The organism is Streptomyces sp. NPDC001889 (genome assembly GCF_053594535.1).
The window spans coordinates 60269-85041 of the sequence record NZ_JBSFER010000025.1; the positions used below are offsets into that span (position 1 = coordinate 60269).

The following is a 24773-nucleotide window of genomic DNA, read 5'->3' on the forward strand; positions in this document are numbered from 1 at the left end:
TGCGGCGGCGGGAGTCTCTAGGCTCGGTACACACCAAGGGCCCCGCACCCGTCGCCCCGCTCTACGAAGGACAGCCGCCATGCACCGCGCCTTGATCGTCGTCGACGTTCAGAACGACTTCTGCGAAGGCGGCAGCCTCGCGGTCTCGGGAGGTGCCGAGGTCGCCGCCGCCATCACCGACCTGATCGGCCAGACCGTGCCCGCGGGCTACCGCCATGTGATCGCCACCCGCGACCACCACATCGACCCCGGCGACCACTTCTCCGACACCCCGGACTACGAGACCAGCTGGCCGCGCCACTGCGTCGCGGGGACGGAGGGGGTGGGGTTCCACCCGAACTTCGCACCGGCGGTGGCGTCGGGGGCGATCGACGCGGTGTTCGACAAGGGGGAGTACGAGGCCGCCTACAGCGGGTTCGAGGGCACGGACGAGAACGGGGTGACGCTGGCGCGGTGGCTGCGGGACCACGAGGTGACCGAGGTGGATGTGGTGGGCATCGCCACGGACCACTGCGTCCGCGCGACGGCGCTGGACGCGGTGCGGGAGGGGTTCGCCACGCAGGTGCTGCTGGATCTGACGGCGGCGGTGTCGGGGGAGCGGGCGGAGCGGGTGGTGGAGGAGCTGCGCTCGGCGGGCGTGACCATCTCGGGCAAGCCCCTCACCTGACGCCCCCCGCGCCGCGGTGCGCACCGCACCGTGCGGGGACCTGTGGCACAGGGTCCGTCCTCAAACGCCGGACAGGCTGGATTTGCCGGACCGGCCGGAATCGCTCAGGGCGCCCGTGGCCGAGGGTCCGTCCTCAAGCGCCGGACGGGCTGGGATTCGCGGGGCGGCCGGGGGAGGCGGGCTAGTCGGGTAAGGAGGCCTCGCGGAGGAGGGCCCTGATCGGGTGCCACAGCTCCGCCCCGATCTGCGGATTCGCCCGCCACAACAACCCATCCGGATGATGCAGCACCGCCGTGATCTCATCCGGCGTCGGCGGCTCCGCGTTCCCCCGCAGATACACCGCCCGCAACCCCAGATTCCGCAGCCTCGTCAGCGCCCGCGCCCGATTCGCCGCGTGCACCAGAAACCGCGCCGGCCGCCCGTCCCCCAGCGGGCTGGGCAGACTGAGCGCGACGACCACACTGCCGTTCGGCAGCTTGCTGAAACCTCCGCCGGGCATACTGCTCCACTCCCCCGTGAGATGACGTGTCAATAACGGTCCACCACCTCGCACCTAAACACGATCGGCCGCCGCCCGCTAGAGGGCGACGGCCGATCATGCTTTGACCTGCTGTTATGCCAATTACTTCGTCGAGGGCCCAACCCTCACCGTGATCGTTTCGCCGCTCCGCGGCTCCTTCACAATCGCGATCCGAGTATTGGTGTCAGTTACACGCACACTCCCCGTCGGGTTCTCGGCGGTCCAGTAGACGCCCTTGCGGTCGTCGAAGACCCCCCGCCCCGGCTTCGCCTTGATCTTCGTCGGCACGCCCGCCCTGTGCAGGGTGAACCCGTCGTACGGCCGGGTGCTGAAGGTCGCGTCGAAGGACTGGATGCGGTTGCGCATCACCGTGCCGTCCGCCCACTTCAGCGGCTCGGGGTTGGCGTCGATCGGCAGGATCTGCCCCTGGCCCGGGTGGACCATGGTGTTGTTGTCCTGCTGGAAGGTGTCCCAGAGCCAGATCAGCAGCCCGTTCTGGTTGGCGTAGTGCTCGACCCACTTGTTCCTCGGGGCGGTGAACCCGAAGTTGTACGGGCCGACCTCCAGGGTCTTGTCGTACGAGACGTACTGCCGGTTCTCGGCGATGTAGTACTGCTCGTAGTCCTTGGTGAAGGACTCACCGATGCGCGAGAAGCCCTTCGCGGTCCAGCCCGCGTCGTCCCCCTCCGCGTTGTCGGTGAAGAGCGGCGCGCCGTCCGCGCGCAGGGTGATCGCGTCGGCCGCGAAGCCCTTCTCCGCCGTGGCGCCGTCCGTCCGGTAGTGGAACCGGACATCCACCTTCTTGCCCGCGTAGGCGTCCAGCCCGTAGACCAGCCGCTGGTACCCGCCGGAGCGTCCGGTCAGCGCCGGGGTGCCGGCCGAGTCACGGGTGATCTGCTTGCCGTTCGCGGTGCCGTCGAGGGCGGTCCAGTTGGTCCCGCCGTCCGTGGAGACCTCGGTGTAGACATAGTCGTACCCGCGCTCGGCCTGCCACCAGCCGGACAGCTCCAGCGACGCCGTGGACCTGCCCGTGAGGTCGACCGGCCTGGTCAGGGTGTTCCGCAGATTGTCGCCCATGTCGCTCCACCACTGCCTGGAGCCCTCGGCGGGCTTCACGACCGGGGTGGTGCCGGGCTTCTTCGGGAGTTCGACGACGAGCGCCTGGGGCCGCTTGGTGTTGTACGCGGAGACACCGAGCGTGTGGGTCGACGCCGTCCCGGCCTTCGCCTTGGTGTAGTTGAGCCACCCCAGCTGGAGCTTGTCCCAGGAGGTCATGTCGCCCGGCAGATCGCCGATGGCGTTCCTGCCCGTGCCGAGCCAGGAGCCCGAGGACATCAGGCTCCAGAAGCCGGTGGAGTTCTCACCGCCCAGGCCGGAGTAGTCGTACAGGTCCGGAAGGCCCAGGTCGTGGCCGTACTCATGGGCGAAGACACCGAGGCCGCCGTTCTCGGGCTGCACGGTGTAGTCGCCGACCCAGATGCCGGTGTCACCGATCTGGGTACCGCCGGCCTTGTTCCCGCCCGGGCCGGTGCGGCCCGCGTCGGTGCCGTACGCGTACCAGCGGTGCGCCCAGATGGCGTCCGTGCCCTGGGCTCCGCCGCCCGCCGACTCGTCCTCACCGGCGTGGACGAACTGGAAGTGGTCGATATAGCCGTCGGACTCGTTGAAGTCGCCGTCGTTGTCGAAGTCGTAGCGGTCCCAGAGGTCGTACTGGGCCAGGTCGGCCTTGATCTGGGCGTCCGTGCGGCCCTGCGCCTTCTGGTCCCTGACCCAGGCGTTGACACCGTCGCGGACCGCGTCCCAGGTGTTGACGCAGTTGCTCTCGCCGCAGTAGTTGGAGCCGTAACGGGCCTCGTTGTACTCGACCTTCACCCAGTCGGAGACCGCGCCCTCGACCGAGTAGCGCCCCGATGACGCCTTCTCGAAGTAGGTCTTCACGGACTGCTTCTGCCGGCCGGCCGCGTCCTTGCCGGTGCCGAAGTAGAGGTCCTCGAAGTGCTCGCGGTTGTAGTCCGCGCGCCAGTCCGTGGAGTTGTTGACCGCGCGGTCCGGCTCGGCGATCTCGTTGTGGGCGGGGCCGGGCGTACCGCCGTACTTCTTGATCGGCGGCTGGGGTCCCTCCGGCCCGTCCGGGTCGTGCGTCGTGGTGTCGTCGACCTTGGTGCCGAACTCCAGCAGGATGGTGAAGATCTTGTCGGTCTTCTCCCGGCCCAGCTCGACGTACTTGCCCTTGTCGAGCCTGACCACATTGGACCCGCCGCGCCGCTGCACGGTCGCGTCCCCGGATATGACCTTCTCCAGCGCCGACTCGCGCTGCTGCGCCTGCTGCTTGCTGAAGGGGCCGTCGAGGTCGTGGTCGACGTGGTCCTTGCCCCCGGGCGCCGGGTCCTGGCGGTCGACGGCGCTGCTCACCGGGGCGGGGGACGCCTGATCCCCGGCCCGGGCGGTACTGAACGCCGAGACCGCCGCGGTGGTCGCGGCGAGCGCGACGATCACGGCGGACGCTCTGGTCGTCCGTCTCTTCGTGGTCATGTGTCGGAGTCCTCCCCTGCGGCCTCGCGGCGGACCGCAGTGGGGTCGTCCGGGCGAGGTTCGCGCGCGTCACAAGTGACGGCATTCGACCGCAGCCGGAGAAGAAAAGACAACCCTTGACGCAGACATTCCAACTGCACTATGCAGAAGCCATGTTCCGGTATCCGGACGGCCCCGGCGGCCGAGGGGACGGGGAGAGGTTCGGACAAAGGGCGCATGAAATACGCCAGTTCGATGGGCGTATGACTCCGTGCGCCCCCTATGCACCGGCACCACGAGTGAGGTCACGCTTACCCCTGGTTCCCCAGGAGCACTCCGCGCCGTACAGTCGAAGAGAGTTCCGTGCGCTCACGCACCGCCGTGAGCCGCGCGGACCGCGCTGAAGAGGCCCGCCCCGACGTCGCCCGACATCCCCGATCTGCCAGGACGGATACCGCCATGCCGCGTCCGACTGCCGCACAGCTCGCCTACGGTTCGGCCACTGTCGTCCTCTCCGCACTGGCCCTCTTGCTGTTCACCCGCACCACGGCGGCTCTCGGGGTGGCCGCGATCGGCCTTGTCTCGATGGCCCTCGGGCTGCTGGTGGCGGTGGTTCTGCCGATGGCACGGGCGGCGCGCACGGCGCGTGGGGAGGCGCCCACCGCCCCGGCCCGCGCGCCCGTGGCCCGGGTGCACGCGCCGCCGGCGCACGCCGGCGCCGGGGAGCGCGCGGCGCGCCGCTAGACCCACTCCCCGGGCGCCGTTTCAGACCCTGCCCGTGCTCCGTTCAGACCCTGCCCGTGCGCTGGTCCGTCACCGGTTCCGGGACGGTGACCACGACGGTCCGGCCCGCCTTGTCGTGGAGCCCCTGGCGGTACGGCTTGTCGGCGATGATCGTGATGATGATGACGAGCCACCAGACGCAGAAGCAGCAGAGCAGCGCCGGCACCCAGAGCACCGCGGCGCGCAGCAGCGCCGAGCGCGTGTCGGGGGTGCTGCCGTCGTTGAGCATCGCCACCCGGAGTTTCAGCAGCCGCTTGCCGATGGTCTGGCCGTTCTTCTTCACCATCAGGGTGTCGTAGGCGACGTACACCACCATGGAGATCAGCGACCACACCCACTGACGGCCGGTGTTCACATCGTTGGCGATGTCGTCCCAGCTGTCGCCGTCGCTGCCGCTGCCCCAGCCGCCGAAGAGCAGCGAGATCAGGAAGAGCGGGATGAAGACGATCAGCGCGTCGATGATCCGGGCGGCGAGACGCCGGCCGAAATCGGCGAGCGGGGGCATGCCGGCCAGCGGGTCGGGGGCGCCGCCGTAGGGACCGCCGCCATAGGCGTTGGGGTCGTACGGGGGCATCCCGCCGCCGCCGCTGCCGTACGGGCCGCCCTGCCCGCCGGGTCCCGCCGGACCCGCGGGGCCGCCCGGTCCGCCCGGGCCGCTGGGGCCGGCCGGGCCCGCCTGCCAGCCCTGGCCGCCGTCCTGCCCGCCGGGGCCGCCCGGACCCGGCGGACCCGCCGGGCCTCCCGGAGGGGGTCCCTGGCCGCCGGGCGGGGTGGGGCCCTGCGGCTTCTTGAAGAAGGGATCGTCCTCGGGGCCGCCCGGGCCGGGTGGCGGTGGCTGATCATTGCTCATGAGGGCAGTGCATCCCGAGCCCGGCACCCCCGCAAAAGCTCGCGCTCCGTTCGGGGGAACCGGCGCTCCGGCCGGGTGGCGGGAGCGGTCAGGCCGCGGTGACGAAGGTGTGCGCCGCCTTGTCGTGCCAGCACTGCCGCCACGGCCGGTCGAAGAGCCCCCAGACCACATTGACCACCCCGACGGCGAGCAGCCCCAGCACCCCGTAGACCAGCCAGCGGCGCAGGGCCGCGCCGAACCCCGGGGGCTCGTGCGACTCGATGTCGACGACCTTGAGCCCGCACACCCTCTTGCCGAGCGTGCGGCCCCACCTGGCGGTCGGCAGCGCCTCGTACAGAGCGCCGAGGATCAGCAGGGCGGCGAGGACGGTGCCGAGATGGACGGCGGTGGTGGCGTCGACGAGCCAGACGGTGACGGTCTGTCCCGTCTGCCGGGCCGCCTCGATCTTGGCGTCGATGTGGTCGATGGCCCGGACGGTCATGGGCACGGCGACCGCGCCCACGAGTGTGCCGAGGACCAGGCTGTCGATCAGCCGGGCGGCGAACCGCTTGCCGAGCCCGGCGGGGCGGGCGGCGGCCTGTGCCTGGGCCATCCGGAGAAAGGGGTCGGCCGTCGGCGGCTTCCAGGGGACGACCGGTGGCTGCTCCGGCTCCCCGGGCTGGGCGAGCTGATGCACCTGCTGCGCCCAGGACGCGGACCCGCCGCCGGGCCCGGGAGCGGGGGCGGGAACGTGTCCGGGGGCCTGGGCCTGCGGCTGGGGCTGAGCCCGGGGTTGAGCCTGGGGCTGCGGGTGAGCCTGGGGCTGGGCCTGCGGCTGCGGCTGGGGCTGGGGCTGGGGCTGGGGCTGGGGCTGCGGCTGTACGGAGGGCTGCGGACGGTACGGGACCGGGGGCAGCGGCTGGGGCTGGGGCTGGACACCGGGTGTCCTGGGCCCGGCGCCGGGCCCTTCGGCGCCGCGCGCCGGGCCGGGCTGCTCCGGGGAGCGGTCCCGCTGGGGGCGGATGGTCATGGTGCTGTCGGCCGGCGGCTTCTCGGCGGGCTGCCGCGCCCCGGGCAGCCGCGGGTCCGCGGAGGGTGCCGGGGGCTCGGCGGCCTGAGCGCGGGGGTCCGGCCCGCCGCCGCCCCAGGAGACCCGGTGGTCGCGCTCGCCGCCGAACCCGCCCTGCCGGGAGGTGTCCGCCTGCCAGGCCGCCGCCGGCTCCGACCGGGCCGGTTCGTCCGGCGGCTCCTCGTCGAGGAAGACCGGCCCGGTCTCCTCCACGTGGGCCGGCGCGGACGCGGCCTCGCGCACCCGCCCGGGCCCGCCGGGCGCCCGGCCGGGCGTCTCGGGCATCACCTCGCCCGCCTTGGGCGCGGGCCGGCTCGTACCGGGCACCCAGGCCGCGCCGTTCCAGTACCGGACGTAGCCGGGGATGGAGGGGTCCGGGTAGTAGCCGGGCAGAGGACTGTCGTCGCCGCCGGCCGGGGTTGGGGCGCTCATACCGTGGTCCCGTATCTCCTCAAGAGCCTCAGTTCAAGGCTCCACAAATATCAGACGCTTGTGGGCACCTGGGCCCGTCCAGCTGTAACGACCACTATCCGGGGAGGTTCCGCGCATGCACCCGGCGCGGGGAAGCCCGTCCCCGGGAAGCGGGGGACCGGCCCCCGTGCCACAGGCCCCCGAAGCCCCGAGCGCCTCGAACACCGGTGAGGCCGGATTCGGTCGGGCCGCGTCGCTGAGCGAGGTGCGGGTGCCGGGCGTCGCCGGGCGGAGGACCGGGCCACCGGGGGCATGGGTGAGGGACGGCCCGCGCGGCGGGGTGCGGTGCCGGCGCGCGCGGGCCCGGTCCGCTCCGCACGGAAGGTCCCGGGGCCCGCCGGAACAGCTACCCAGGGCGACCGACGATTACGGAAAGTTTTTCGGGAAAGCCGCGTCATAGCTGAGCACGAGCCCGCTCTCACCTTGCAAGGGCCCGCGAATGGCCCGGTCCGTACAGCGAAAGAGAGCCCTCATGCACTCCGTGGTCGAACGCGAACTCGAACTGAATCTGGTCCTGTCGCCCGAGCGCAGCATCCCGGTGCCCGCGCGGCTGACCTACCGCACCGCCGACCCGTACGCCGTGCACATCACCTTCCACATCGGCTCCGAGCACCCCGTCACCTGGACCTTCGCCCGGGAGCTGCTCGTGGAGGGGGTGTTCCGGCCGTGCGGGCACGGCGATGTGCGGATCTGGCCCACCAAGGTGGACGGGCGGAGCGTGGTGCTGATGGCGCTCAGCTCGCCCGACGGGGACGCGCTCCTGGAGGTGTCGGCGGCGGTGGTGTCGGCCTGGCTGGAGCGGACGCTGCGGGTGGTGCCGCCGGGCACCGAGGGCGGGCGGCTCGACCTCGACCACGAACTGGCCGATCTGCTCTCGCCCCGGCGGGCCAACCGGCTCTGGGCCGGCGGACGCTTCCCCGCGCACGGCGAGAAGGCCCCCCGGCCCGTCGACGAATCACCGGACGGTGACGGCGCCTAGTCCGTGACGTAGGTATGCGTGAGGAACTCCAGCGAGTGGCCGTCCGGGTCGTCGATGTAGACGCCCCGGCCCCCGTGGTGATGGTTGATCACCTGGGGCTCGTTGTGCATCGGGTCCGCCCAGTAGGGCAGTCCCCGGTCCTCGATACGGCCCAGGATGACGTCGAACTCCTCCTCCGGGACCAGAAAGGCCAGGTGCTGGGCGACTATCGAGCCCTCCGTCGTCAGATAGTCCAGCGTCACCCCGCCCTCCAGCGGGACCATCATGAACGGTCCGAACTCCTTCGGCTCGTCCCCTCCGATGAGCTCGCTGAGAAAGCGGGCCCCCGCGAGGCGGTCGCTGCTCTGCACAATGGTGTGGTCGAGTCGTGCCGGCATGGCTTCTCCTTCGAGGATCTCCACTGCTGCGGTGATCTCACGGTAGGCGGAGGGGCCGTGCCGGACCATCGGGCATTCGCCTTAGGACCGGGGTCCGGCGCCGGGCCGGTCCCCGGGACCAGCGAAATCAAGCTGGTTGGCGATAAATCACCCTGCGGACGGCCCGGTTGGGGGCTCAGAAGAGCTTGCCCGGGTTCAGAATCCCCAGCGGATCGAAGGTCCGCTTGACGCCCCGCTGCAACTCCAGTCCCACCGGGCCCAGCTCCCTCGCCAGCCACTCCTTCTTCAGCACCCCGACACCGTGCTCACCGGTGATCGTTCCGCCCAGTTCGAGCCCGAGCGCCATGATCTCGTCGAAGGACTCGCGCGCCCGGCGCGACTCGTCCGGGTCCTGGTGGTCGAAACAGACCACCGGATGGGTGTTCCCGTCACCCGCGTGCGCGCAGACGCCGATCGTCAGACCGTGGCGCGCGGCGATGGCCTCCGTACCCTCGATCATCGCGCCCAGCCGGGAGCGCGGCACGCACACATCGTCGATCATCGTCGCCGACTTGATCGTCTCCAGCGCGGGGAGTGCCGACCTGCGGGCCTGGAGCAGCAGTTCGGACTCGGCGGGCGTGTCCGCCGGTACGACCTCGGTGGCGCCCGCCGCCCGGCACAGCTCGCCGACCGCCGCCAGATCGGCCGCCGGGTCCGGGGTGTCGAACGCGGCGAGCAGCAGCGCCCCGGTCGACTCGGGCAGTCCCATCCGGGTCATCGCGTTGACCGCGCGGACCGTCGTACGGTCCATCAGCTCCAGCAGCGACGGGGTGTGACCGCTCTCCATGATCGCGCAGACCGCCTCGCAGGCCGCGGCGGGCGAGGCGAACTCCGCGCCGAGCACCAACCGCGCGGGCGGCTTCGGGCGCAGTCCCAGGACCGCCTTGACCACGATGCCGAGCGTGCCCTCGGAGCCGACGAACAGCCGGGTCAGGTCGTAGCCCGCGACCCCCTTCGCGGTGCGGCGGCCGGTGGACAGCAGCCGGCCGTCGGCGAGGACGACCTCCAGGCCGAGGACGTACTCCGCCGTCACCCCGTACTTCACACAGCACAGGCCGCCCGACGCGGTGCCGATGTTCCCGCCGATGGTGCACGTCTCCCAGCTCGACGGGTCCGGCGGGTAGTGGAGGCCCACCTCGCCGACCGCGCGCGCGAGCACGGCGTTGACCACCCCGGGTTCGACCACGGCGATCCGGTCCACCGGGCTGATCTCCAGAATCCGGTCCATCCGGGTCAGCGACAGCACAATGCAGCCGTCGGAGGCGTTGGCCGCGCCGGAGAGTCCCGTGCGAGCGCCCTGCGGGACGACGGGGACGCGCAGCTCCGTCGCCGTGCGCATGACCTCCTGGACCTGTTCGACCGTACGCGGCAGCACCACGGCAGCGGGGGCGCCCGCGGCGCAGAAGCTCGCCATGTCCCGTCCGTACGAGACCATCACGTCCGGATCGGTGATCAGGGCTTCGGCCGGCAGGGCGGCACGCAGCCGCGCGAGGAGATCGTCCATGATCCCAGCGTCGCACCCGGGGCCATCGGTGTGAACCCGTCCGCGTTCCGCTCCGTGCCGCGGGGCGCGTTCTTCGGATGAGCTGCCCGCTGACGCACAGTGAGCGGTATGCGCAGTGAACATATGAAGAACGCCGCTGTCGGGACGCTCGTCGCCGCGACGCTGGTCGCCGGGGTGCTGGCGCTCGCGCCCCCCGACCCCGGGGCCTCGGGGGCCCGCCCGGCGCCCGGGCCCGCCGCGCGGGCGCGGACGGCGGCGGTGGCGGGCGCTCCGGCGGCGCTGCCGGAGCTGAACGCGCTGATCGCGGAGCGCGAGCGGTGGCTGCGCGCCAACCCCGGCGACGAGGAGTCCTGGGCCGTTCTGGGGACGGCGTACGCGGAGCGCGGGGCGCGGTTCGCCGACTGGGCCTCGCTCCCCCGGGCGGAGGGCGCGCTGCGGCGCTCGCTGGAGGTGCTCCCCGCGGACCGGGGCAACACCGAGGCGCTGCTCGGCCTCGCCGCCCTCGCCGCCGCCCGCCAGGACTGGACCACCGCCCGCGACCACGCCCTGCGGGCGCAGCAGCAGCGGCCCCGGCGGTGGACGGTGCACCGGGCGCTGGTCGAGGCGTACGGCGGGCTCGGCGACTACAACGCGGTCGGTACGTCCCTGGAGAAGCTGACGGCCCTGTACTCGGGGGCGCAGGCGCGGGGGCTCGCCGCGCAGGTCTACCGCGACCGGGGGTGGCGCGAGGACGCGGCGGCCAACGCGCACGACGCGGTCTCCGGCGCGGCCACGGTCACCGAGCGGGCCGCCGCCCTGTGCCGCCTCGGGGACTTCGCCTGGGAGCGCGGCGATCCGGAGGAGGCGCTCCGGAGCTACGGCCTGGCGCTCGAACTGGACCCGGGCGAACACCGCGCACGGGCCGCCCGGGCCCGGGCACTGGCGGCACTCGGCCGCACGGAGGACGCCTTCCGCGACTACCGGGCGGCGCTGGAGGGGCTGCCGCTGCCCGAGATCGCGCTGGAGGCGGGCGAGCTGTACGAGTCGCTCGGGCTCACCGGGGAGGCCGGGGAGCTGTACGGGCGGGCCCTGGCGGAGGCGGAGCGCGCGGCGGCGAGCGGGGTCAACCAGGAGCTGCTGCTCGGCCGGTACGAGGCGGACCACGGGGACCCGGAGGAGGCGGTGCGGCGGCTGACGGCGGAGTGGGAGCGCGGGCGTCACAGCATGGAGACGGCGGACGCGCTGGGGTGGGCGCTGTTCCGGGCGGGCCGGGGGAAGGCGGCGCTGCCGTACGCGAAGCGGGCGACGAAGGAGGGGCCGAGGATTCCGCTCTTCTCCTACCACCGGGGAGAGATCGAACGGGCGCTCGCCCTGTACGGCCCGGCGCGCCGCAGCATCGGCCAGGCGCTCCGGATCAACCCCCACTTCTCACCCCGCCTGGCACCGGAGGCCCGAAGCGCCCTGACCAGACTGGGCGACCCACCGGCAGGGGGGCCGCCGATGGGAGGTGGGGGGCGGAAGGTGAGAGGGGGCGCACCCGGCCCCGCCGGCGATTGAGGCGCACCCACCCAGCCCCACCGGCGATGGAGGCGCGTGCGGGGCGGGACGTCAGGTCTGGGCCGTCGCGTAGACGATCAGGTTGTCGAGGGGGTGCCCCTCGGCGTCGACAGCGCCATCGCACGTGATGAGGCGGAGGTCGCGGGTGTTCGGCTGCGCATAGACCCGCTCCGTCGGAAACGCCTTCTTCGCGACCGTCTCCGTCCGCGTCACCGTAAACCTCGCCGTCTCCCCCGCCGCGTTCCGCACCGCGATCTCCGCCCCCTTGCCGACCTTCCTCAGGTCGTGGAAGACCGCCTTCCCGAAACGGGTGTTGTTGTGACCGATGATCACGGACGCCCCCCGCTCCCCGGGGACGGGCGCCCCGGTGTACCAGCCGGCCGTCATGCCCTTCTCCGGGGGCGGGACCTCGACCGTGCCGTCCTTGTTGAGGCCGAGGGACATCAGCGTGCTCCGCACACCGATGGAGGGGATGGAGACCTGGACGGGAGGCGCGGGCCGCGCGGGAGCCGGCGCGGAGGAAGAAGCGGAGGCAGAAGCGGGGGCGGAGGCGGGGGCCCGGGTGCTCGGGGCGGTGTCCCCGGCCGCGCCGGTCTCCGAGGCGCCGGAGGAGCAGGCCGTCACGGCGGTGAGGGCGACGAGGACGAGCGCGAGGGCCCCGACGGGGCGCTGGGTGGTCATCAGGACTCCAGGAGGCGGACGGGGCCGCAGTGGCACCGCGCGCGCGGTGCCACTGCGGAAGGGTGGTGGACCGGCGTCAGCCGAGGGTGGCGCGGCGGCGGACGACGAAGGTCCCCGCGCCCGCCACCAGCGCGAAGGCGACCGCCGTTCCGGCGAGCGCCGCGGTCCCGTTCCCACTCCCGTTCGTGCTCGTGCTCGTGCTCGCGGCGGTCTGCTCACCGGCGGCGACTCCCCCGCGCGGGGCGACGACAACCGGGGCGGCCTTGTCGCCCTTGTCGGCCTTGCCGGGCTTGACCGCCATGGGCGCGGCCGCGGGCTTCCGCTCCTTCGCCACCACGGGCTTGTCGCCGGCGGCGACCCCGCCGACCGGGACACGGACCATCGGGCCGGACGGCTTGCCCTTCTGGTCGCCGAGTTCCCTGACCGGGAACTCGGCGGGGTTCTCGGCGGGCCGCGCGGTGGACTTGTCGACCGGCTTCTCGACGGCGGGCACGGCCGTGGGCGACGAGTCGGCGAACGCCGCACCCGCCGGGAGGAGCGCCGCTCCGACGGCCGCGGTGGCGACGGCGAGGGCGCGCAGGGAGAGACGACGAGTCTTCAAGGTGGCTCCATTCGGAAAACCGGCTGGGACGTGGTGGTGCCGGGACCGCGTCGCGATCACGGACCGGCCCGTACGCCAGGCTGGCCTGAAGTTGTGAAGAACCTGTCAGATCGTTGTGGTGGGCGTATCAGCCCCGTCGCCCGCCCCCCGCCGCTCGCCCTCCTCCGGCGGACCGGCCACCGGCAGCCGGAGCGTGAACACCGCCCCGTGGCCCGCCCTGCTCTCCACGTCCACCGAACCCCCGTGCCCCTCCACCAGCTTGCGGACGATCGCCAGACCGAGCCCGCTCCCGCCGGTCCGACGGTTGCGGGACTTCTCGGCCCGCCAGAAGCGGTCGAAGACATACGGCAGATCGTCCGCCGCGATCCCCTCCCCGGTGTCGGCGACGGCCACCGCGAGCCGGCCCTCGCCGCAGCGGTGCGCCCGCAGGGTGACCGACCCGCCGGGCGGAGTGTGCCGTACCGCGTTGGAGACCAGGTTCCCCACCGCCTGCCGCAGCCGGACCGGGTCCGCGCGCAGCACCGGCAGGTCCTCGTCCGCGACGGTGCGCAGGGTGACGCCCGCGGTGTCGGCGCGGCCCTGGTGGGCGGCGGCGACCTGGCAGACCAGTTCGGCGATCCCGACCGGTTCGGGGTGCAGCCGCAGGGCGCCCGCGTCGGCCTCCGCCAGGTCCTGGAGGTCGTCGATGATGTGCTGGAGCTGCACCGCCTCCTCCAGCAGCGAGGAGACAAAGGCCTCGTCGGGCTCGGCGATGCCGTCCTGCGCGCCCTCCAGCCAGCCGCGGATATTGCTCAGCGGGGTGCGCAGCTCATGCGCCACATCGCTGACCATCGCCCGCCGCTGGGCCTCCATCCGGGCACGGTGCGCGGTCATGTCGTTGAAGGCGGCGGCCAGCCTTCCGATCTCGTTGTCGGTGGTGACCGGTACCGGCTCGGAGCGTTCCCCGTCCTTCATCCGCTGGGCGGCGCCGGTGAGGGCGCGCAGCGGCCGGACGAGCCGGGAGGCGGCCAGCAGGGTCGCGCCGAAGGTCAGCGCGAGGACGAGGGCGGCGACGCCGACGATCCGGGCGGTGTTCTCCGGGGAGAGGTCGAAACCGGGGACGGTGGGCCCGTCGGAGTCACCGATGAAGAGCAGCGCGGGCGGGGAGACATGGGAGGTGAGCTGCTCGCGGCGGGCGGTCTCGACGCAGGAGGCGATGTCCCGGTCGGCGGCGCTGTCGCCGGGCTTCGAGCGGGGCAGCACCAGCATGCCGTCGGAGGGCGGCGGGGCCGGGAGCGGGCGCACGGCGCTGCCGCCGCCGTCCACGACGGGCTCCGGCATCTTCTCCGGTGCCGGGGGCCCGCCCTTCCAGGAGAGGTCCAGGTTCAGCCGTACCCCCTTCCGTCCCTTCAGCTTCAGACAGTCGTCGGAGAGCTTGTTGAGCGCGGTGAGGGCCCTGGCCTCGGTACGGGTGGGCTCGGCGAGGGTGTTCTCGCCGCAGCGGGTGCCGGCGGGGACATCGCCGCCGTTGTGGCCGACGATCCGGATGTGCGGCCGGCCGCTCGGGGTCTCGACGATGTCGGCGGCCAGCGCGTAGTCGCGCAGACAGGTCACGGTCCCCCGGGCGGTCTTCCGCAGGGTGGCGCGCTCGGCGGCGGGGAGCCGGAAGGGGCCCACGGCGCGCGGGTCGATCCGGTCGGCGGGGTCGGCGCCGTTCGGTACGGCGGCGGGGGCGAGGGCGGTGTGCGGGTTGAGCGGGTCGACCACGGCGGACGCCTGCGCGGGCAGCGCGGGGGCGGGCGCCCCGGAACCGGAACCGGAACCAGAACCGGAACCGGAACTTGAGCCTGAGCCTGAGCCGGAGCCGCTCCCGGCGCCCTGGCCCGCGGAGTCCGCGATGGTCCTGCGGTCCCGGGTGGTGAGTGCTATCCGGCGGTCGTACTTCCGGGCCAGGTCGCGCACGGTCTTCTGGACGCCGTCCCAGCGTGCGCTGGTGGCCGCGTGGCCGCGCAGGGCGTCGTAGATCCGGGCGCCGTCGGTGAGGTTCTGGCCCTGTTCCTGGCGGATGGCGCCGGTGGTGGTCTGGACGGCGAGCCAGGCGGTGGCGGCGACCGAGCAGGCGGCGACCAGCGCGGAGACGGCGAGCAGCCGGCCCAGGAGGCTTCTGCGCAGCGGCAGCCGCCGGGGGCTCCCCCGGCCGCGCTCCTGCCCGGGCCCACGACGGGACCGGCGACGGGGCTCACGACGGGGCCCGCCAGGGGGGCCGGGCTCACGGCCGGGCATGGCGCGGCTGCCTCTCGGGTGCCGCCAGCTTGTAGCCCACGCCGAAGACCGTGAGCAGCCGCTCCGGACGCCGGGGCGCGGGCTCGATCTTCTTGCGCAGATTCATGATGTGGACGTCCACGGTCCGGTCGCCTATGTAGCGGGCGAAGCCGTGCAGCTCCTCCAGGAGCTGCTGCCGGGTGAAGACCCGGCCCGGTTCGGCCACCATCGCGGCGAGGATGCGGAACTCCCCCGGGGTGCAGTCGATCCGGACGCCGTCGACGGTGACCTCGTGCCGCTGCGGGTCCACGACGAGGGAGCCGACCGCGAGCACCGGCTCCCCCGGCGGCTCCTCCGGCCCGGGGGCCGCCCTGCGGGCGCGCCGGAGCAGGGTGCGGACCCGGGCCATCAGCTCACGGGGGCTGTAGGGCTTGGTCATGTAGTCGTCGGCGCCCAGGTCGAGCCCGAGCAGCAGATCGTCCTCGGTGGTGCGGGCGGTGAGCATCAGCACCGGGAGTTCGTACGCCTCTGCGCGCAGGATGCGCAGCACGTCCAGGCCGTCGACCTTGGGCATCATCACATCGAGGACGAGCAGATCGGGTGGGCGGTGCCGGACGGCCTCGATGGCGGAGCGGCCGTCGCGCACGAGCGTGACGGCGTGGCCCTCCCGTTCGAGATAGCGGCGGACCAGCTCGGCCTGCTTCTCGTCGTCCTCGGCGATCATCACTTGTGCGCACACGAGCCGCATCGTAGGCGGAGGGCGGTGGCGGGCCGTGCGCCGGGCAGGGGCGGGGGCTGCCCGGCGGGGGCGTCCAGCGGTGCGTCAGAGGTTGCCGCGCTTCTCCTGCTCGCGCTCGATCGCCTCGAAGAGGGCCTTGAAGTTGCCCTTGCCGAAGCCCATCGAGCCATGGCGTTCGATCATCTCGAAGAAGACCGTCGGCCGGTCCTGCACCGGCTTGGTGAAGATCTGGAGCAGATAGCCGTCCTCGTCGCGGTCGACGAGGATCTTCAGCTCGCGCAGCGTCTCGACCGGGACCCGGGTCTCGCCGGCCCACTCGCCGAGGGTGTCGTAGTACGAGTCCGGGGTGTCCAGGAAGGTCACACCGGCGGCGCGCATGGCGCGCACGGTCGAGACGATGTCGTTGGTCGCGAGGGCGATGTGCTGGACCCCGGCGCCGCCGTAGAACTCCAGATACTCGTCGATCTGGGACTTCTTCTTCGCGATGGCGGGCTCGTTGATCGGGAACTTGACCTTGAGGGTGCCGTCGGCGACGACCTTCGACATCAGGGCGGAGTACTCGGTGGCGATGTCGTCGCCCACGAACTCCTTCATGTTGGTGAAGCCCATGACGTTGTTGTAGAAGGCCACCCACTCGTTCATCCGGCCGAGTTCGACATTGCCGACGCAGTGGTCGATGGCCTGGAAGGTCCGCTTGGCGGGCGGCGCGACCATGGGCTCGGCGGCGGTGAACCCGGGGAGGTAGGGGCCGTCGTAGCCGGAGCGGTCGACCAGGGTGTGCCGGGTCTTCCCGTAGGTGGCGATGGCGGCGAGCACCACCGTGCCGTGCTCGTCCTTGAGTTCGTACGGCTCGGTGACGCCGCGCGCTCCGTGCGCGGTGGCATAGGCGTACGCGGCACGGGCGTCGGGGACCTCGATCGCGAGGTCGATCACCCCGTCGCCGTGTTCGGCGACATGGCCGGCGAGGAAGTGGCCCCAGTCGGTGGACTGTTTGATGACCGAGGTGAGGACGAAGCGGGCGGCACCGCTCTCCAGTACGTAACTCGCGGTCTCCCGGCTGCCGTTCTCCGGTCCGGAGTAGGCGACGAGTTTCATGCCGAAGGCCGTGGAGTAGTAGTGCGCGGCCTGGCGGGCATTGCCGACGGCGAAGACGACCGCGTCCATTCCCTTCACCGGGAAGGGGTCGGCCTCGCGCGCGGTGGTCAGGTGGTGATCCATGGTCTCAGTCATAGCCGCAGCGTGCGCTCGATCCACAAGGTGCGCAACAGTTCGTCATTTCACTGAGCAATCCGCACAACCCTGCCCCACCATGGTGATGCTTTCTGTACAGGATGACCACTCGGGAGAGCTGATGGCGATCGATCATCTGGACGGCCGCTTGATCGTGCTGCTGGCGCGCGAGCCCCGGATCGGGGTGCTGGAGGCGTCCCGGCGGCTCGGGGTGGCGCGGGGGACGGTGCAGGCGCGCCTCGACCGGCTCCGGGCGCACGGGGTGATCAGGGGCTTCGGCCCCGATGTCGATCCGGCGGCGCTCGGCTATCCGGTCACGGCCTTCGCGACCCTGGAGATCAAGCAGGGGCAGGGGGCGGATGTGCGGGCGCATCTGGCGAACGTCCCCGAGGTGCTGGAGCTGCACACGACGACCGGGCACGGGGACATGCTCTGCCGGCTGGTGGCCCGCTCCAACGCGGATCTCCAGCGGGTGATCGACCGGGTGGTGGGCTTCGAGGGGATCATGCGGGCCTCGACGGCGATCGTGATGGAGAACCCGGTGCGGCTGCGGATCATCCCGCTGGTGGAGCAGGCGGCGGCGGACGAGTAGCCCCCGGCGGGGGCCGGGTCAGCAGGAGGGGACCCGGGCTCCCTCGTCCAGGGCGCGGAGGGACTCCACCGCGCCCTTCAGGGTGGCCACGGGGATCAGCCGGAGCCCGTCATCGGCCCCGGCCCGCGCGGACTCGCACTCCCCCTTCGGCACCAGGAAGACCGTGGCGCCGTCGCGCTTGGCGGCCTGGGTCTTCAGCGCCACGCCGGCGACCGGGCCGACCGTGCCGTCGGCGCTGATCGTTCCCGTACCGGCGATGTTCCGGCCGCCGGTGAGATCGCCGCCGGAGCCGTTGCCGTCGAGCTTGTCGACGATGCCGAGAGAGAAGAGCAGCCCGGCGCTGGGTCCGCCCACATCGGCCAGCCGGAGGGTGACCTTCACCTTCTTCGGGTCCTCACCGAGGTACGAGAGCGCCGCCCGGGTCGCCTCGTGCTGGGACTCCGCCATGTCCGCGAGATTGCGCTCGGAGACCTCCTGGCTGGACTTGCCGGAGGGGTAGACGGAGTCGCGGGGCAGGACGGAGCGGTCCGTGCGCTGCCAGCTGTCGGCGACCCGGGCGAGATCGACCTCGGTGTCCGGGCCGGTGGCGAGGATCGTGGTCATCCGCAGCGCGCCCTGGGTCGGGCGGACGGGCGCGCCGGTGATGGAGATGACCGGGGCGCCCTTGTGCTCGCCGAGGACATCCGCGGTGTCCCCGGGCCCGGCGATGACGTACGGGAGGGGGGCGAGGGCGGCGACGGCGAGGAGGGCGGCGATGGGGAGGGCGCTGAGGGTGAGGGCGAGGGCGCGGGTGCGCGGAAGACGGAAGGCCACGCCCCCAATCTATCGGGCCGCCCCCGCCCCCGTGCCCCGCGGCCGGGGTGCCCGGGGGTGCCCCGGGGCCGGGAGCGCCTGGGGCCGGGGGGTGCCCGGGGCCCGGGGGTGCCCGAGCTACCCGCCGCGCGCGGCCCCTCGTCGGGGGCCCGCCCCCGAACCCCCGCGCCTCAAACGCCGGCGGGGCTCAGATGGCCCGGCTGTCCGACACGGCGGGGATCACTCAGACCACCGGGAAAGCGGGGTGGGTACGCCTCAAACAACGCCAAGGAGGCCGAGACGGCCCGGGGCGCCGACGAGGGCGGGGATCACTCAGGCCACCGGGAAGACCGGGTGGGTACGCCCCGAACACCGTGGAGGCCGAGACGGCCCGGGGCCCCGACGGGCGGGAATCTCAGCCCGTCCGGCGATTGAGGACGGACCCCGGGGCACACGGGCCCGCACGGGACGGAGGACGGCCCCGGGGTCAGCGGAGGGCGTCGGCGACCTCGCGGGCCGCGTCCATCACACGGCGCCCGACCCGCTCGGGAACAGCGTCCGCGAGCATCACCACCCCCACACTCCCCTCTATCCCCGTCACCCCCACCAGCGCCGCCGCAGCCCCGCTCGCCCCCGCCTCCAGCTCCCCGTGGGTCAGGGTGTACCCGGGCTCGTCCGCGTCCCGCTGCCGGGCGGCCAGAATCGCCCGGCCCGCCGCCCCCCGGTCGAGGGGGTGCCGGAAGCCCGCCCGGTACGCCACGTGATAGTCGGTCCAGGTCGGCTCGACCACGGCGACCGCCAGCGCCTCCGCCCCGTCCACCAGGGTGAGATGCGCGGTCGCCCCGATGTCCTCGGCGAGCGCCCGCAGCGCGGGCATCGCCGCCTCCCGCACCAGCGGGTGCACCTGGCGGCCCAGCCGCAGCACCCCGAGCCCCACGCGGGCACGCCCGCCGAGGTCTCGGCGGACGAGGGCGTGCTGCTCCAGGGTGGCGAGCAGCCGGTAGACGACAGTCCGGTTGACACCGAGCTTGTTGGACAACTCGGTGACGGTCAGCCCGTGATCGGTGTCGGCGAGCAGTTTGAGGACGCGCAGTCCTCGGTCGAGCGTCTGGGATGTCTCCGCGGTCACGACGCCCTCTCCTTCGGAGTGTGTGACGGCGGACTCTCATGGCGTTGTGTCGCGGCACCGGTCCCGTTGGCGCCGCGCCCCAGAGGCCCGCCGGCAGGCCAAGGCACACCGACTGGGCTCCGCGGCGGCGCTGCCACGGGGCGCTTGCATTGCCCGGGACAGTATCGATCCGGTCCGCTCAGCGGAAGACCTCGTCCAGAATCCGGGCGTCAGCACGTGATGGACCGGCTCCGGCGCCACTCCCCCGGGCCTGCCCCGGGCCTGCCCCGGGCCTGCCCCGGGCCTGCCCTGAGCCTTCCCGGCAGCCGGACTCACCGCATCCGGGTGGCCCACTCCTGCACCTTCTTGATGCGCTCCCGGATCTGCCCGGCGGTCGCCTCCGCGCTCGGCGGCCCGCCGCAGACCCGCCGCAGCTCGGTGTGGACGACGCCGTGCGGCTTGCCGCTCTGATGGACATAGGCGCCCACCATGGTGTTCAACTGCTTGCGCAGTTCCAGGAGTTCCTTGTGCGAGATGACGGGCCTGCGCTCGGCGGGCAGCTCCAGCAGATCGGCCTCGGAGTCGGGCTTCTTGCGGCTGTGGGCGATCTGCCGCGCCTGCCGCTTCTGGAGCAGCATCTGCACCTGGTCGGGTTCGAGGAGCCCGGGGATGCCGAGGTAGTCCTGCTCCTCCTCGCTGCCGGGGTGCGCCTGCATGCCGAACTCGGCGCCGTTGTACATGACCCGGTCGAAGACGGCGTCCGACTCCAGGGCCTCGAAGGGCAGGGTGTCCTGCTCGCCCGTGTCCTCGTCCTGCTCGCGGTTGGCCTCGTCCATCTCCTTCTCGGACTCGGCGTACGGGTCCTCGTCGTCGCCGTCCTTCTTCGGCCGGTCGAGGACGTGGTCGCGCTCGACCTCCATCTCGTTGGCGAAGCCGAGGAGCATGGGGATGGTGGGCAGAAAGACGGACGCGGTCTCACCGCGCCGGCGCGAGCGGACGAAACGGCCGACGGCCTGGGCGAAGAAGAGCGGGGTGGAGATGGTGGTGGCGTAGACGCCGACGGCGAGGCGGGGGACGTCGACGCCCTCGGACACCATCCGGACGGCGACCATCCAGCGGTCGCCGCTCTCGCTGAACTCGTCGATGCGCTTGGAGGCGCCGGTGTCGTCGGAGAGGACGACAGTGGCTTTCACCCCGGTGATCTCGCGGATGAGTTTGGCGTACGAGCGGGCCGCGTCCTGGTCGGCGGCGATGACCAGCCCACCGGCGTCCGGGATGGACTTGCGGACCTCGCTCAGCCGCTGGTCGGCGGCGCGCAGCACATTGGGCATCCAGTCGCCGCGCGGGTCGAGCGCGGTGCGCCAGGCCTGGGAGACGGCGTCCTTGGTCATCGGCTCGCCGAGGCGGGCGGCGACCTCGTCGCCGGCCTTGGTGCGCCAGCGCATGTTGCCGCTGTAGCTGAGGAAGATCACGGGCCGGACGACTCCGTCGCCCAGGGCGTTGCCGTATCCGTAGGTGTAGTCGGCGGCGGACCGGCGGATGCCGTCGTTGCCCTCCTCGTACGTGACGAAGGGGATCGGGTTGGTGTCCGAGCGGAAGGGGGTGCCGGTGAGCGCGAGCCGGCGGGTGGCCGGGTCGAAGGCTTCGAGGCAGGCCTCGCCCCAGGACTTGGAGTCGCCGGCGTGGTGGATCTCGTCGAGGATGACGAGGGTCTTGCGCTGCTCGCAGCGGTTGCGGTGGAGCATGGGGCGTACGCCGACACCGGCGTAGGTGATGGCGACGCCGTGGTACTCCTTGCTGAGCGGCCCGGCGCTGTAGTCGGGGTCGAGCTTGATCCCGACCCGCGCGGCCGCCGCGGCCCACTGCTTCTTCAGATGCTCGGTCGGGGCGACGACGGTCACCTGCTGGACGACATGGTGGTGCAGCAGCCAGGAGGCGAGGGTGAGCGCGAAGGTGGTCTTGCCGGCGCCGGGGGTGGCGACGGCGAGGAAGTCGCGGGGCTGCTCCTGGAGGTATCTGTCCATGGCGCCCTGCTGCCAGGCGCGCAGCTTGCCGGCGGTGCCCCAGGGGGCGCGGCCGGGGAAGGCGGGGGACAGGTGGTGGGAGTGGGAGGCGGTAGTAGTCACGGTCTCCGGTTCGGCGCTGGTCCAGTCACGACGGGTATGACAACCGGGCCACCCTACCGGGGTGCCGGCCCCGGCCGAGGCGCGCGGGGCGACCGGTGAGACCCGCTTCACACACCCCACCCGGGTCACCCCCCGAAGCCCGAGCACCCCGGCCCGTCCGGCAAACCCAGCCCGTCCGGCGCTTGAGGACGGACCCTGTGCCACAGGTGCCCGCATCCTGCGGGCCCGGGTCGGGGGCCAGCCCCCGAACCCCCGCGCCTCAGACGCCGGCGAGGCTGGATTTCGTGCCTCAGCTCACCGGAGCGGTGAAGGTGGCCCGACCCAAACGCCGGCGAGGCTGGATTTCGTGCCTCAGCTCACCGGAGCGGTGAAGGTGGCCCGGCCCAAACGCCGGCGGGGCTGGATTTCGTGCCTCAGCTCGCCGGAGGGGTGGGGATGGTGCGGCCCAATCACCGAAGCGGCTGGAGTGGTGCTGCTCGAACACAGGAGAGGCCGAGGCGGAGCGGCCTCAAGCGCGGAGAGGCCGGGTGGTGCCACTCGAACTCCCCCGGGGCTGCATCCGAGGGGGGCGCCCACAGCGAGGCCGGGCGCCCGAACACACCAGAGAAGCAGAGGCGGCGCGGCTCAGGCGCCAGTGGTGGGGCAGGGCGCGGTGGGGACCCGGGGGCGGGCAGGGGCCCGGGGCTCGGGTGCGTCCGGGGGCGGGCTACGCGGGGTCGGGGCGTACGCGGAGGCGCGTCGCCACCCAGGCCCCCGCCAGCGCCACCACCGCCATCGGAAGGAACACCACCGCGAAGGCCACCGGCTGCGACTCCCCCGCCGCCGTGACGGCATGCCCCGCCACCGACCCCCCGCCGAGCGCGGCGAACGCCGCCCCTCCCGCAGCGAGCAGCATCACATTGGAGAGGCCGTCCGAGATCTGGAGGGAGGCCGAGTTCGCCCCGGCCTCCTCAGGCGCGGAGAGCTTCAGCAGCAGCACACTGGTCGAAGCGATCACCATGCCCATGCCGAAACAGCCAACCCCCCAGGCGACCCCCACGATCCACACCGGCACCGACGGGATCAGCACGCTCGGCGCGGTGGCTATCGCGGCGGCCACCAGGATCATCCCGCCGACCATCAGCCGCTGCCGGTGCGGCTCCATGCGGGGCCGGGACTGGAGGAACGAACCGAGGGCCCAGGTCGCCCCGCCGACCGCGAGCGAGAGCCCGGCCATCGTGGGCGACAGCCCCCGCTGGGTGACCAGCATCAGCGGTACGAAGGACTCGGCGGCGATGAAGGACCCGGCGGCGACACCGCGCAGCAGGACGACGGAGGGCAGCCCGCGTGCCGCGCGGTAGGTGCCCTTGGGCAGCAGCCCGAGCACGGCGGGCACCATCAGCGCCGCGCCGAGCGCGGCCGGGAGGAGGGAGATCCACTCCAGGTCCTGGGCCGCGTACTGGAGCAGCCCCACCCCCAGCGAGATACCGAGGGCGAGCCTGATCCTGCGGGCGTCGAAGGGCGGGCGGGGCGCGGCCTTGTCGGCGGGACCGGAGGCCGTCCGCCGTATCGCGGGCAGGGCGAGGGCGAGCGGGAAGACGACGAGGACGGGGATGCCGACGAAGACCCAGCGCCAGCCGAGCTGCTCGGTGACGGTCCCGGAGGCGAGCGGTCCGACGACCGAGGGGATCACCCAGCTCGCGGCGAAGGCGGCGAGGATGGCGGGCCGGAGCCGCTCCGGGTAGGCGCGGCCGATGACCACGTACAGCGCGACGATCACCAGCCCGCCGCCGAGCCCCTGCACGGCCCGTCCGAGGATGAAGAGCCACATGGTGCCGGCGGTCCCGGAGAGCAGCAGCCCGACCGCGAACGCCGAGATCCCGGCGGCGAGCGGCCGGAGCGGCCCGTCGCGGTCGGCCCACTGCCCGGAGAGGACCATGGCGAAGAGGCTGGTGGTGAAGTAGGAGGAGAAGGCGAAGGCGTACAGCCCGATCCCGTTCAGCTCCCGCGCGGCGACGGGCATCGCGGTGCCGACCGCGGTCGCCTCGAAGGCGATCAGCAGCACGACGGCGATGATCCCGATACTGAGCGCCCGGTGGGTCCGCCCGAGAATCCCGCTGTCCTGAGCCCGTTCCTCGCCGCGTGCGGCGTCGGGCTCGGCGGTGTTCACAGCTGTCGGCGGCGTGACCTCGGCGTCACGGGGTTCCAGGGCGGTCATGGCCCAAGAGTAAGGGGCATGGCCGAATGTGAACCCTGTCGCAGGTCGCTACCGGAGGTGGTCCCTTGGTCGTACGTCTGTGAACGCCGTGTGGCAGTCGTATTGCGGGATGCGGAGATCGCTTGAGCCCACCGCCCGCGGCGGCCTACGGTCGGATCAGTTCCAGCACACGGCCGTGTGCCCGAGTGGTTGAGGGACTCGCCTGCAAAGCGAGTTAGGTCGGTTCGATTCCGATCACGGCCTCTCATCGACACCCGTACCGGGGCCTCCGACCGGAGGTCCCGGGGGCACCCCCGGAAAGACACAGCAGGCGCGGCTCTCCCGCGCCCGCCCCGCCCCGCTCAGACGCGGGCTCCTCCCAGGTCCCCCAGAATCGCGTCCACCGTCTCCTGAGGCGTCTGGTCGCTCGTGTCCAGCCAGAGGCCCAGGCGCGGGGTGTCGCGGCGGAGGGCCGTGTCCAGGGCCTCGACCGTCCAGGGCGGGCCGTAGCCCGTTTTGGGGCGGGCGGACTCGCGGGCCGTGACCGCGGCGGGGGTGGGGGCCAGAACCACCACGTACAGGGGCCGGGTGTGGATGAGGGTGAGACAGGCGGGGAGGTCGGCGCCGATCACGATGTCCTGCACCACCGCCGTCCAGCCGGACTCCGCGTAGGTGTCGGCCGTGCGGGCGGAGAGGCGGTGGCGGAGGCGGAGTTGGGCGAGGGCCTCGGCCTCGTCGGGTGAGCCCATCTCGACCCGGCCGGAGACCGTCATACGGCGGAAGACATCACCCCGGACATGCGCCGCCCTGGGGAGCCGCTCCGCCAGTGCCTGGGCGACCGTGGACTTGCCGGAGGCCATGATCCCGGTGATGAGGACGACGGCCGAGTTCAACTGCTCGCTCATGATCCGACGCTATCCCCGGACCCCTCGGCCCCGCCATCCCTGCCCCAGACGGCTCAGGGCACTCAGGAACCACACGGGACACGGGGACACGGGGACACGGGGACACGGGGATGGCACCACCGCGGCACACACCGGGGCGGGAGCACACACCGGCACAGGGCCGGATCGGGGTGTACGAGATCATTGGCGGCTCGCCCCGGACGGCCCCGGATCTCCCGCCCGCGCGGCGGCGACGGCGCCCGCACGGTCCCGCTCGCGACCCCTCCGGCGGCGCCGGCCCCGGGCGGTTCGCCGCCG

21 protein-coding genes and 1 tRNA gene are annotated in these 24773 nt (G+C 72.8%); 6 read left to right on the forward strand and 16 right to left on the reverse strand.

Annotation, left to right across the window (positions count from 1 at the left end; translation table 11 throughout):
* Positions 1-79 precede the first annotated feature (79 nt).
* A complete protein-coding gene (locus tag ACWCRA_RS27475; protein WP_351559828.1) occupies positions 80-667 on the forward strand; it encodes an isochorismatase family protein in 588 nt (195 codons plus the stop codon).
* A 181-nt stretch (positions 668-848) separates the two neighbouring features.
* Here the strand turns inward: ACWCRA_RS27475 and ACWCRA_RS27480 are convergent, their stop codons facing one another.
* The gene (locus ACWCRA_RS27480; protein ID WP_351559780.1) at positions 849-1166 is read right to left on the reverse strand and encodes a hypothetical protein; all 318 of its coding nucleotides are present in this window, start codon (positions 1164-1166) and stop codon (positions 849-851) included.
* Between the two features lie 123 nt (positions 1167-1289).
* Positions 1290-3719: an immune inhibitor A domain-containing protein gene (locus ACWCRA_RS27485; RefSeq protein ID WP_351559781.1), complete on the reverse strand. Its 2430-nt coding sequence runs from the start codon at positions 3717-3719 to the stop codon at positions 1290-1292.
* A 438-nt stretch (positions 3720-4157) separates the two neighbouring features.
* On the opposite strand from ACWCRA_RS27485, the gene ACWCRA_RS27490 reads away from it, so the two are divergent.
* A complete protein-coding gene (locus ACWCRA_RS27490; RefSeq protein ID WP_451068864.1) occupies positions 4158-4442 on the forward strand; it encodes a hypothetical protein in 285 nt (94 codons plus the stop codon).
* Between the two features lie 43 nt (positions 4443-4485).
* Here ACWCRA_RS27490 and ACWCRA_RS27495 read toward each other — a convergent pair whose 3' ends face one another.
* Both ACWCRA_RS27495 and ACWCRA_RS27500 read right to left on the reverse strand, forming a co-directional pair.
* Positions 4486-5331, reverse strand: a complete 846-nt coding sequence (locus tag ACWCRA_RS27495) for an RDD family protein (protein ID WP_451068865.1) — start codon at positions 5329-5331, stop codon at positions 4486-4488.
* An 88-nt stretch (positions 5332-5419) separates the two neighbouring features.
* Positions 5420-6811: an RDD family protein gene (locus tag ACWCRA_RS27500; protein ID WP_451068866.1), complete on the reverse strand. Its 1392-nt coding sequence runs from the start codon at positions 6809-6811 to the stop codon at positions 5420-5422.
* A 511-nt stretch (positions 6812-7322) separates the two neighbouring features.
* Between ACWCRA_RS27500 and ACWCRA_RS27505 the strand changes: the two genes are divergently transcribed.
* Positions 7323-7829 (forward strand): SsgA family sporulation/cell division regulator, encoded by a 507-nt coding sequence (locus ACWCRA_RS27505; RefSeq protein WP_351550782.1) that lies wholly within the window; start codon positions 7323-7325, stop codon positions 7827-7829.
* Here ACWCRA_RS27505 and ACWCRA_RS27510 read toward each other — a convergent pair.
* The gene (locus ACWCRA_RS27510) at positions 7826-8206 is read right to left on the reverse strand and encodes a VOC family protein (RefSeq protein WP_351550785.1); all 381 of its coding nucleotides are present in this window, start codon (positions 8204-8206) and stop codon (positions 7826-7828) included. The two genes, ACWCRA_RS27505 and ACWCRA_RS27510, sit on opposite strands and share 4 nt — an antisense overlap.
* 175 nt (positions 8207-8381) lie before the next feature.
* Entirely contained in the window at positions 8382-9749 is a 1368-nt protein-coding gene (locus tag ACWCRA_RS27515) for an FAD-binding oxidoreductase (protein WP_351550788.1), read from the reverse strand.
* A gap of 108 nt (positions 9750-9857) precedes the next feature.
* Between ACWCRA_RS27515 and ACWCRA_RS27520 the strand changes: the two genes are divergently transcribed.
* Positions 9858-11285 (forward strand): tetratricopeptide repeat protein, encoded by a 1428-nt coding sequence (locus tag ACWCRA_RS27520; protein WP_351550791.1) that lies wholly within the window; start codon positions 9858-9860, stop codon positions 11283-11285.
* A 51-nt stretch (positions 11286-11336) separates the two neighbouring features.
* Here ACWCRA_RS27520 and ACWCRA_RS27525 read toward each other — a convergent pair whose 3' ends face one another.
* The 5 genes from ACWCRA_RS27525 to hppD all read right to left on the reverse strand — a co-directional run bounded on the left by ACWCRA_RS27525 (position 11337) and on the right by hppD (position 16765).
* A complete protein-coding gene (locus tag ACWCRA_RS27525; RefSeq protein WP_351550794.1) occupies positions 11337-11966 on the reverse strand; it encodes a class F sortase in 630 nt (209 codons plus the stop codon).
* Between the two features lie 76 nt (positions 11967-12042).
* A complete protein-coding gene (locus tag ACWCRA_RS27530) occupies positions 12043-12567 on the reverse strand; it encodes a hypothetical protein (protein ID WP_351550797.1) in 525 nt (174 codons plus the stop codon).
* Between the two features lie 105 nt (positions 12568-12672).
* A complete protein-coding gene (locus tag ACWCRA_RS27535) occupies positions 12673-14829 on the reverse strand; it encodes a sensor histidine kinase (protein ID WP_451068867.1) in 2157 nt (718 codons plus the stop codon).
* A complete protein-coding gene (locus ACWCRA_RS27540) occupies positions 14816-15547 on the reverse strand; it encodes a response regulator transcription factor (protein ID WP_351550803.1) in 732 nt (243 codons plus the stop codon). The genes ACWCRA_RS27535 and ACWCRA_RS27540 overlap by 14 nt, the downstream gene beginning before the upstream one ends.
* Positions 15548-15631: 84 nt before the next feature.
* Positions 15632-16765, reverse strand: a complete 1134-nt coding sequence (hppD, locus tag ACWCRA_RS27545; RefSeq protein WP_451068891.1) for a 4-hydroxyphenylpyruvate dioxygenase — start codon at positions 16763-16765, stop codon at positions 15632-15634.
* A gap of 133 nt (positions 16766-16898) precedes the next feature.
* Here hppD and ACWCRA_RS27550 point away from each other — a divergent pair, with 133 nt between their 5' ends.
* Positions 16899-17369: an Lrp/AsnC family transcriptional regulator gene (locus ACWCRA_RS27550; protein ID WP_351550951.1), complete on the forward strand. Its 471-nt coding sequence runs from the start codon at positions 16899-16901 to the stop codon at positions 17367-17369.
* An 18-nt stretch (positions 17370-17387) separates the two neighbouring features.
* Here ACWCRA_RS27550 and ACWCRA_RS27555 read toward each other — a convergent pair whose 3' ends face one another.
* From ACWCRA_RS27555 to ACWCRA_RS27570, 4 genes are all read right to left on the reverse strand, one after another.
* Entirely contained in the window at positions 17388-18182 is a 795-nt protein-coding gene (locus tag ACWCRA_RS27555) for a hypothetical protein (RefSeq protein WP_351550809.1), read from the reverse strand.
* Positions 18183-18648: 466 nt separating this feature from the next.
* Positions 18649-19290: an IclR family transcriptional regulator gene (locus tag ACWCRA_RS27560; RefSeq protein ID WP_351550812.1), complete on the reverse strand. Its 642-nt coding sequence runs from the start codon at positions 19288-19290 to the stop codon at positions 18649-18651.
* Positions 19291-19601: 311 nt separating this feature from the next.
* Positions 19602-21395, reverse strand: coding sequence for a DEAD/DEAH box helicase (locus ACWCRA_RS27565; RefSeq protein WP_351550815.1), 1794 nt, complete (start codon positions 21393-21395; stop codon positions 19602-19604).
* 706 nt (positions 21396-22101) lie between these two features.
* A complete protein-coding gene (locus tag ACWCRA_RS27570) occupies positions 22102-23592 on the reverse strand; it encodes an MFS transporter (protein ID WP_451068868.1) in 1491 nt (496 codons plus the stop codon).
* 171 nt (positions 23593-23763) lie between these two features.
* Here ACWCRA_RS27570 and ACWCRA_RS27575 point away from each other — a divergent pair.
* Positions 23764-23835: transfer RNA gene (locus tag ACWCRA_RS27575), tRNA-Cys, on the forward strand.
* Positions 23836-23933: 98 nt separating this feature from the next.
* On the opposite strand, the gene ACWCRA_RS27580 is transcribed toward ACWCRA_RS27575, so the two are convergent.
* The gene (locus ACWCRA_RS27580; protein WP_351550821.1) at positions 23934-24476 is read right to left on the reverse strand and encodes an AAA family ATPase; all 543 of its coding nucleotides are present in this window, start codon (positions 24474-24476) and stop codon (positions 23934-23936) included.
* Positions 24477-24773: the final 297 nt, after the last annotated feature.

Coding starts and splice junctions, on each gene's coding strand:
- ACWCRA_RS27475 (WP_351559828.1), top strand. CDS start 80: ATGCACCGCGCCTTGATCGTCGTCGACGTTCAGAACGACTTCTGCGAA.
- hppD (WP_451068891.1), bottom strand. CDS start 16,765: ATGGATCACCACCTGACCACCGCGCGCGAGGCCGACCCCTTCCCGGTG.
- ACWCRA_RS27500 (WP_451068866.1), bottom strand. CDS start 6,811: ATGAGCGCCCCAACCCCGGCCGGCGGCGACGACAGTCCTCTGCCCGGC.
- ACWCRA_RS27515 (WP_351550788.1), bottom strand. CDS start 9,749: ATGGACGATCTCCTCGCGCGGCTGCGTGCCGCCCTGCCGGCCGAAGCC.
- ACWCRA_RS27485 (WP_351559781.1), bottom strand. CDS start 3,719: ATGACCACGAAGAGACGGACGACCAGAGCGTCCGCCGTGATCGTCGCG.
- ACWCRA_RS27550 (WP_351550951.1), top strand. CDS start 16,899: ATGGCGATCGATCATCTGGACGGCCGCTTGATCGTGCTGCTGGCGCGC.
- ACWCRA_RS27505 (WP_351550782.1), top strand. CDS start 7,323: ATGCACTCCGTGGTCGAACGCGAACTCGAACTGAATCTGGTCCTGTCG.
- ACWCRA_RS27490 (WP_451068864.1), top strand. CDS start 4,158: ATGCCGCGTCCGACTGCCGCACAGCTCGCCTACGGTTCGGCCACTGTC.
- ACWCRA_RS27525 (WP_351550794.1), bottom strand. CDS start 11,966: ATGACCACCCAGCGCCCCGTCGGGGCCCTCGCGCTCGTCCTCGTCGCC.
- ACWCRA_RS27570 (WP_451068868.1), bottom strand. CDS start 23,592: ATGACCGCCCTGGAACCCCGTGACGCCGAGGTCACGCCGCCGACAGCT.
- ACWCRA_RS27580 (WP_351550821.1), bottom strand. CDS start 24,476: ATGAGCGAGCAGTTGAACTCGGCCGTCGTCCTCATCACCGGGATCATG.
- ACWCRA_RS27510 (WP_351550785.1), bottom strand. CDS start 8,206: ATGCCGGCACGACTCGACCACACCATTGTGCAGAGCAGCGACCGCCTC.
- ACWCRA_RS27520 (WP_351550791.1), top strand. CDS start 9,858: ATGCGCAGTGAACATATGAAGAACGCCGCTGTCGGGACGCTCGTCGCC.
- ACWCRA_RS27535 (WP_451068867.1), bottom strand. CDS start 14,829: ATGCCCGGCCGTGAGCCCGGCCCCCCTGGCGGGCCCCGTCGTGAGCCC.
- ACWCRA_RS27495 (WP_451068865.1), bottom strand. CDS start 5,331: ATGAGCAATGATCAGCCACCGCCACCCGGCCCGGGCGGCCCCGAGGAC.
- ACWCRA_RS27480 (WP_351559780.1), bottom strand. CDS start 1,166: ATGCCCGGCGGAGGTTTCAGCAAGCTGCCGAACGGCAGTGTGGTCGTC.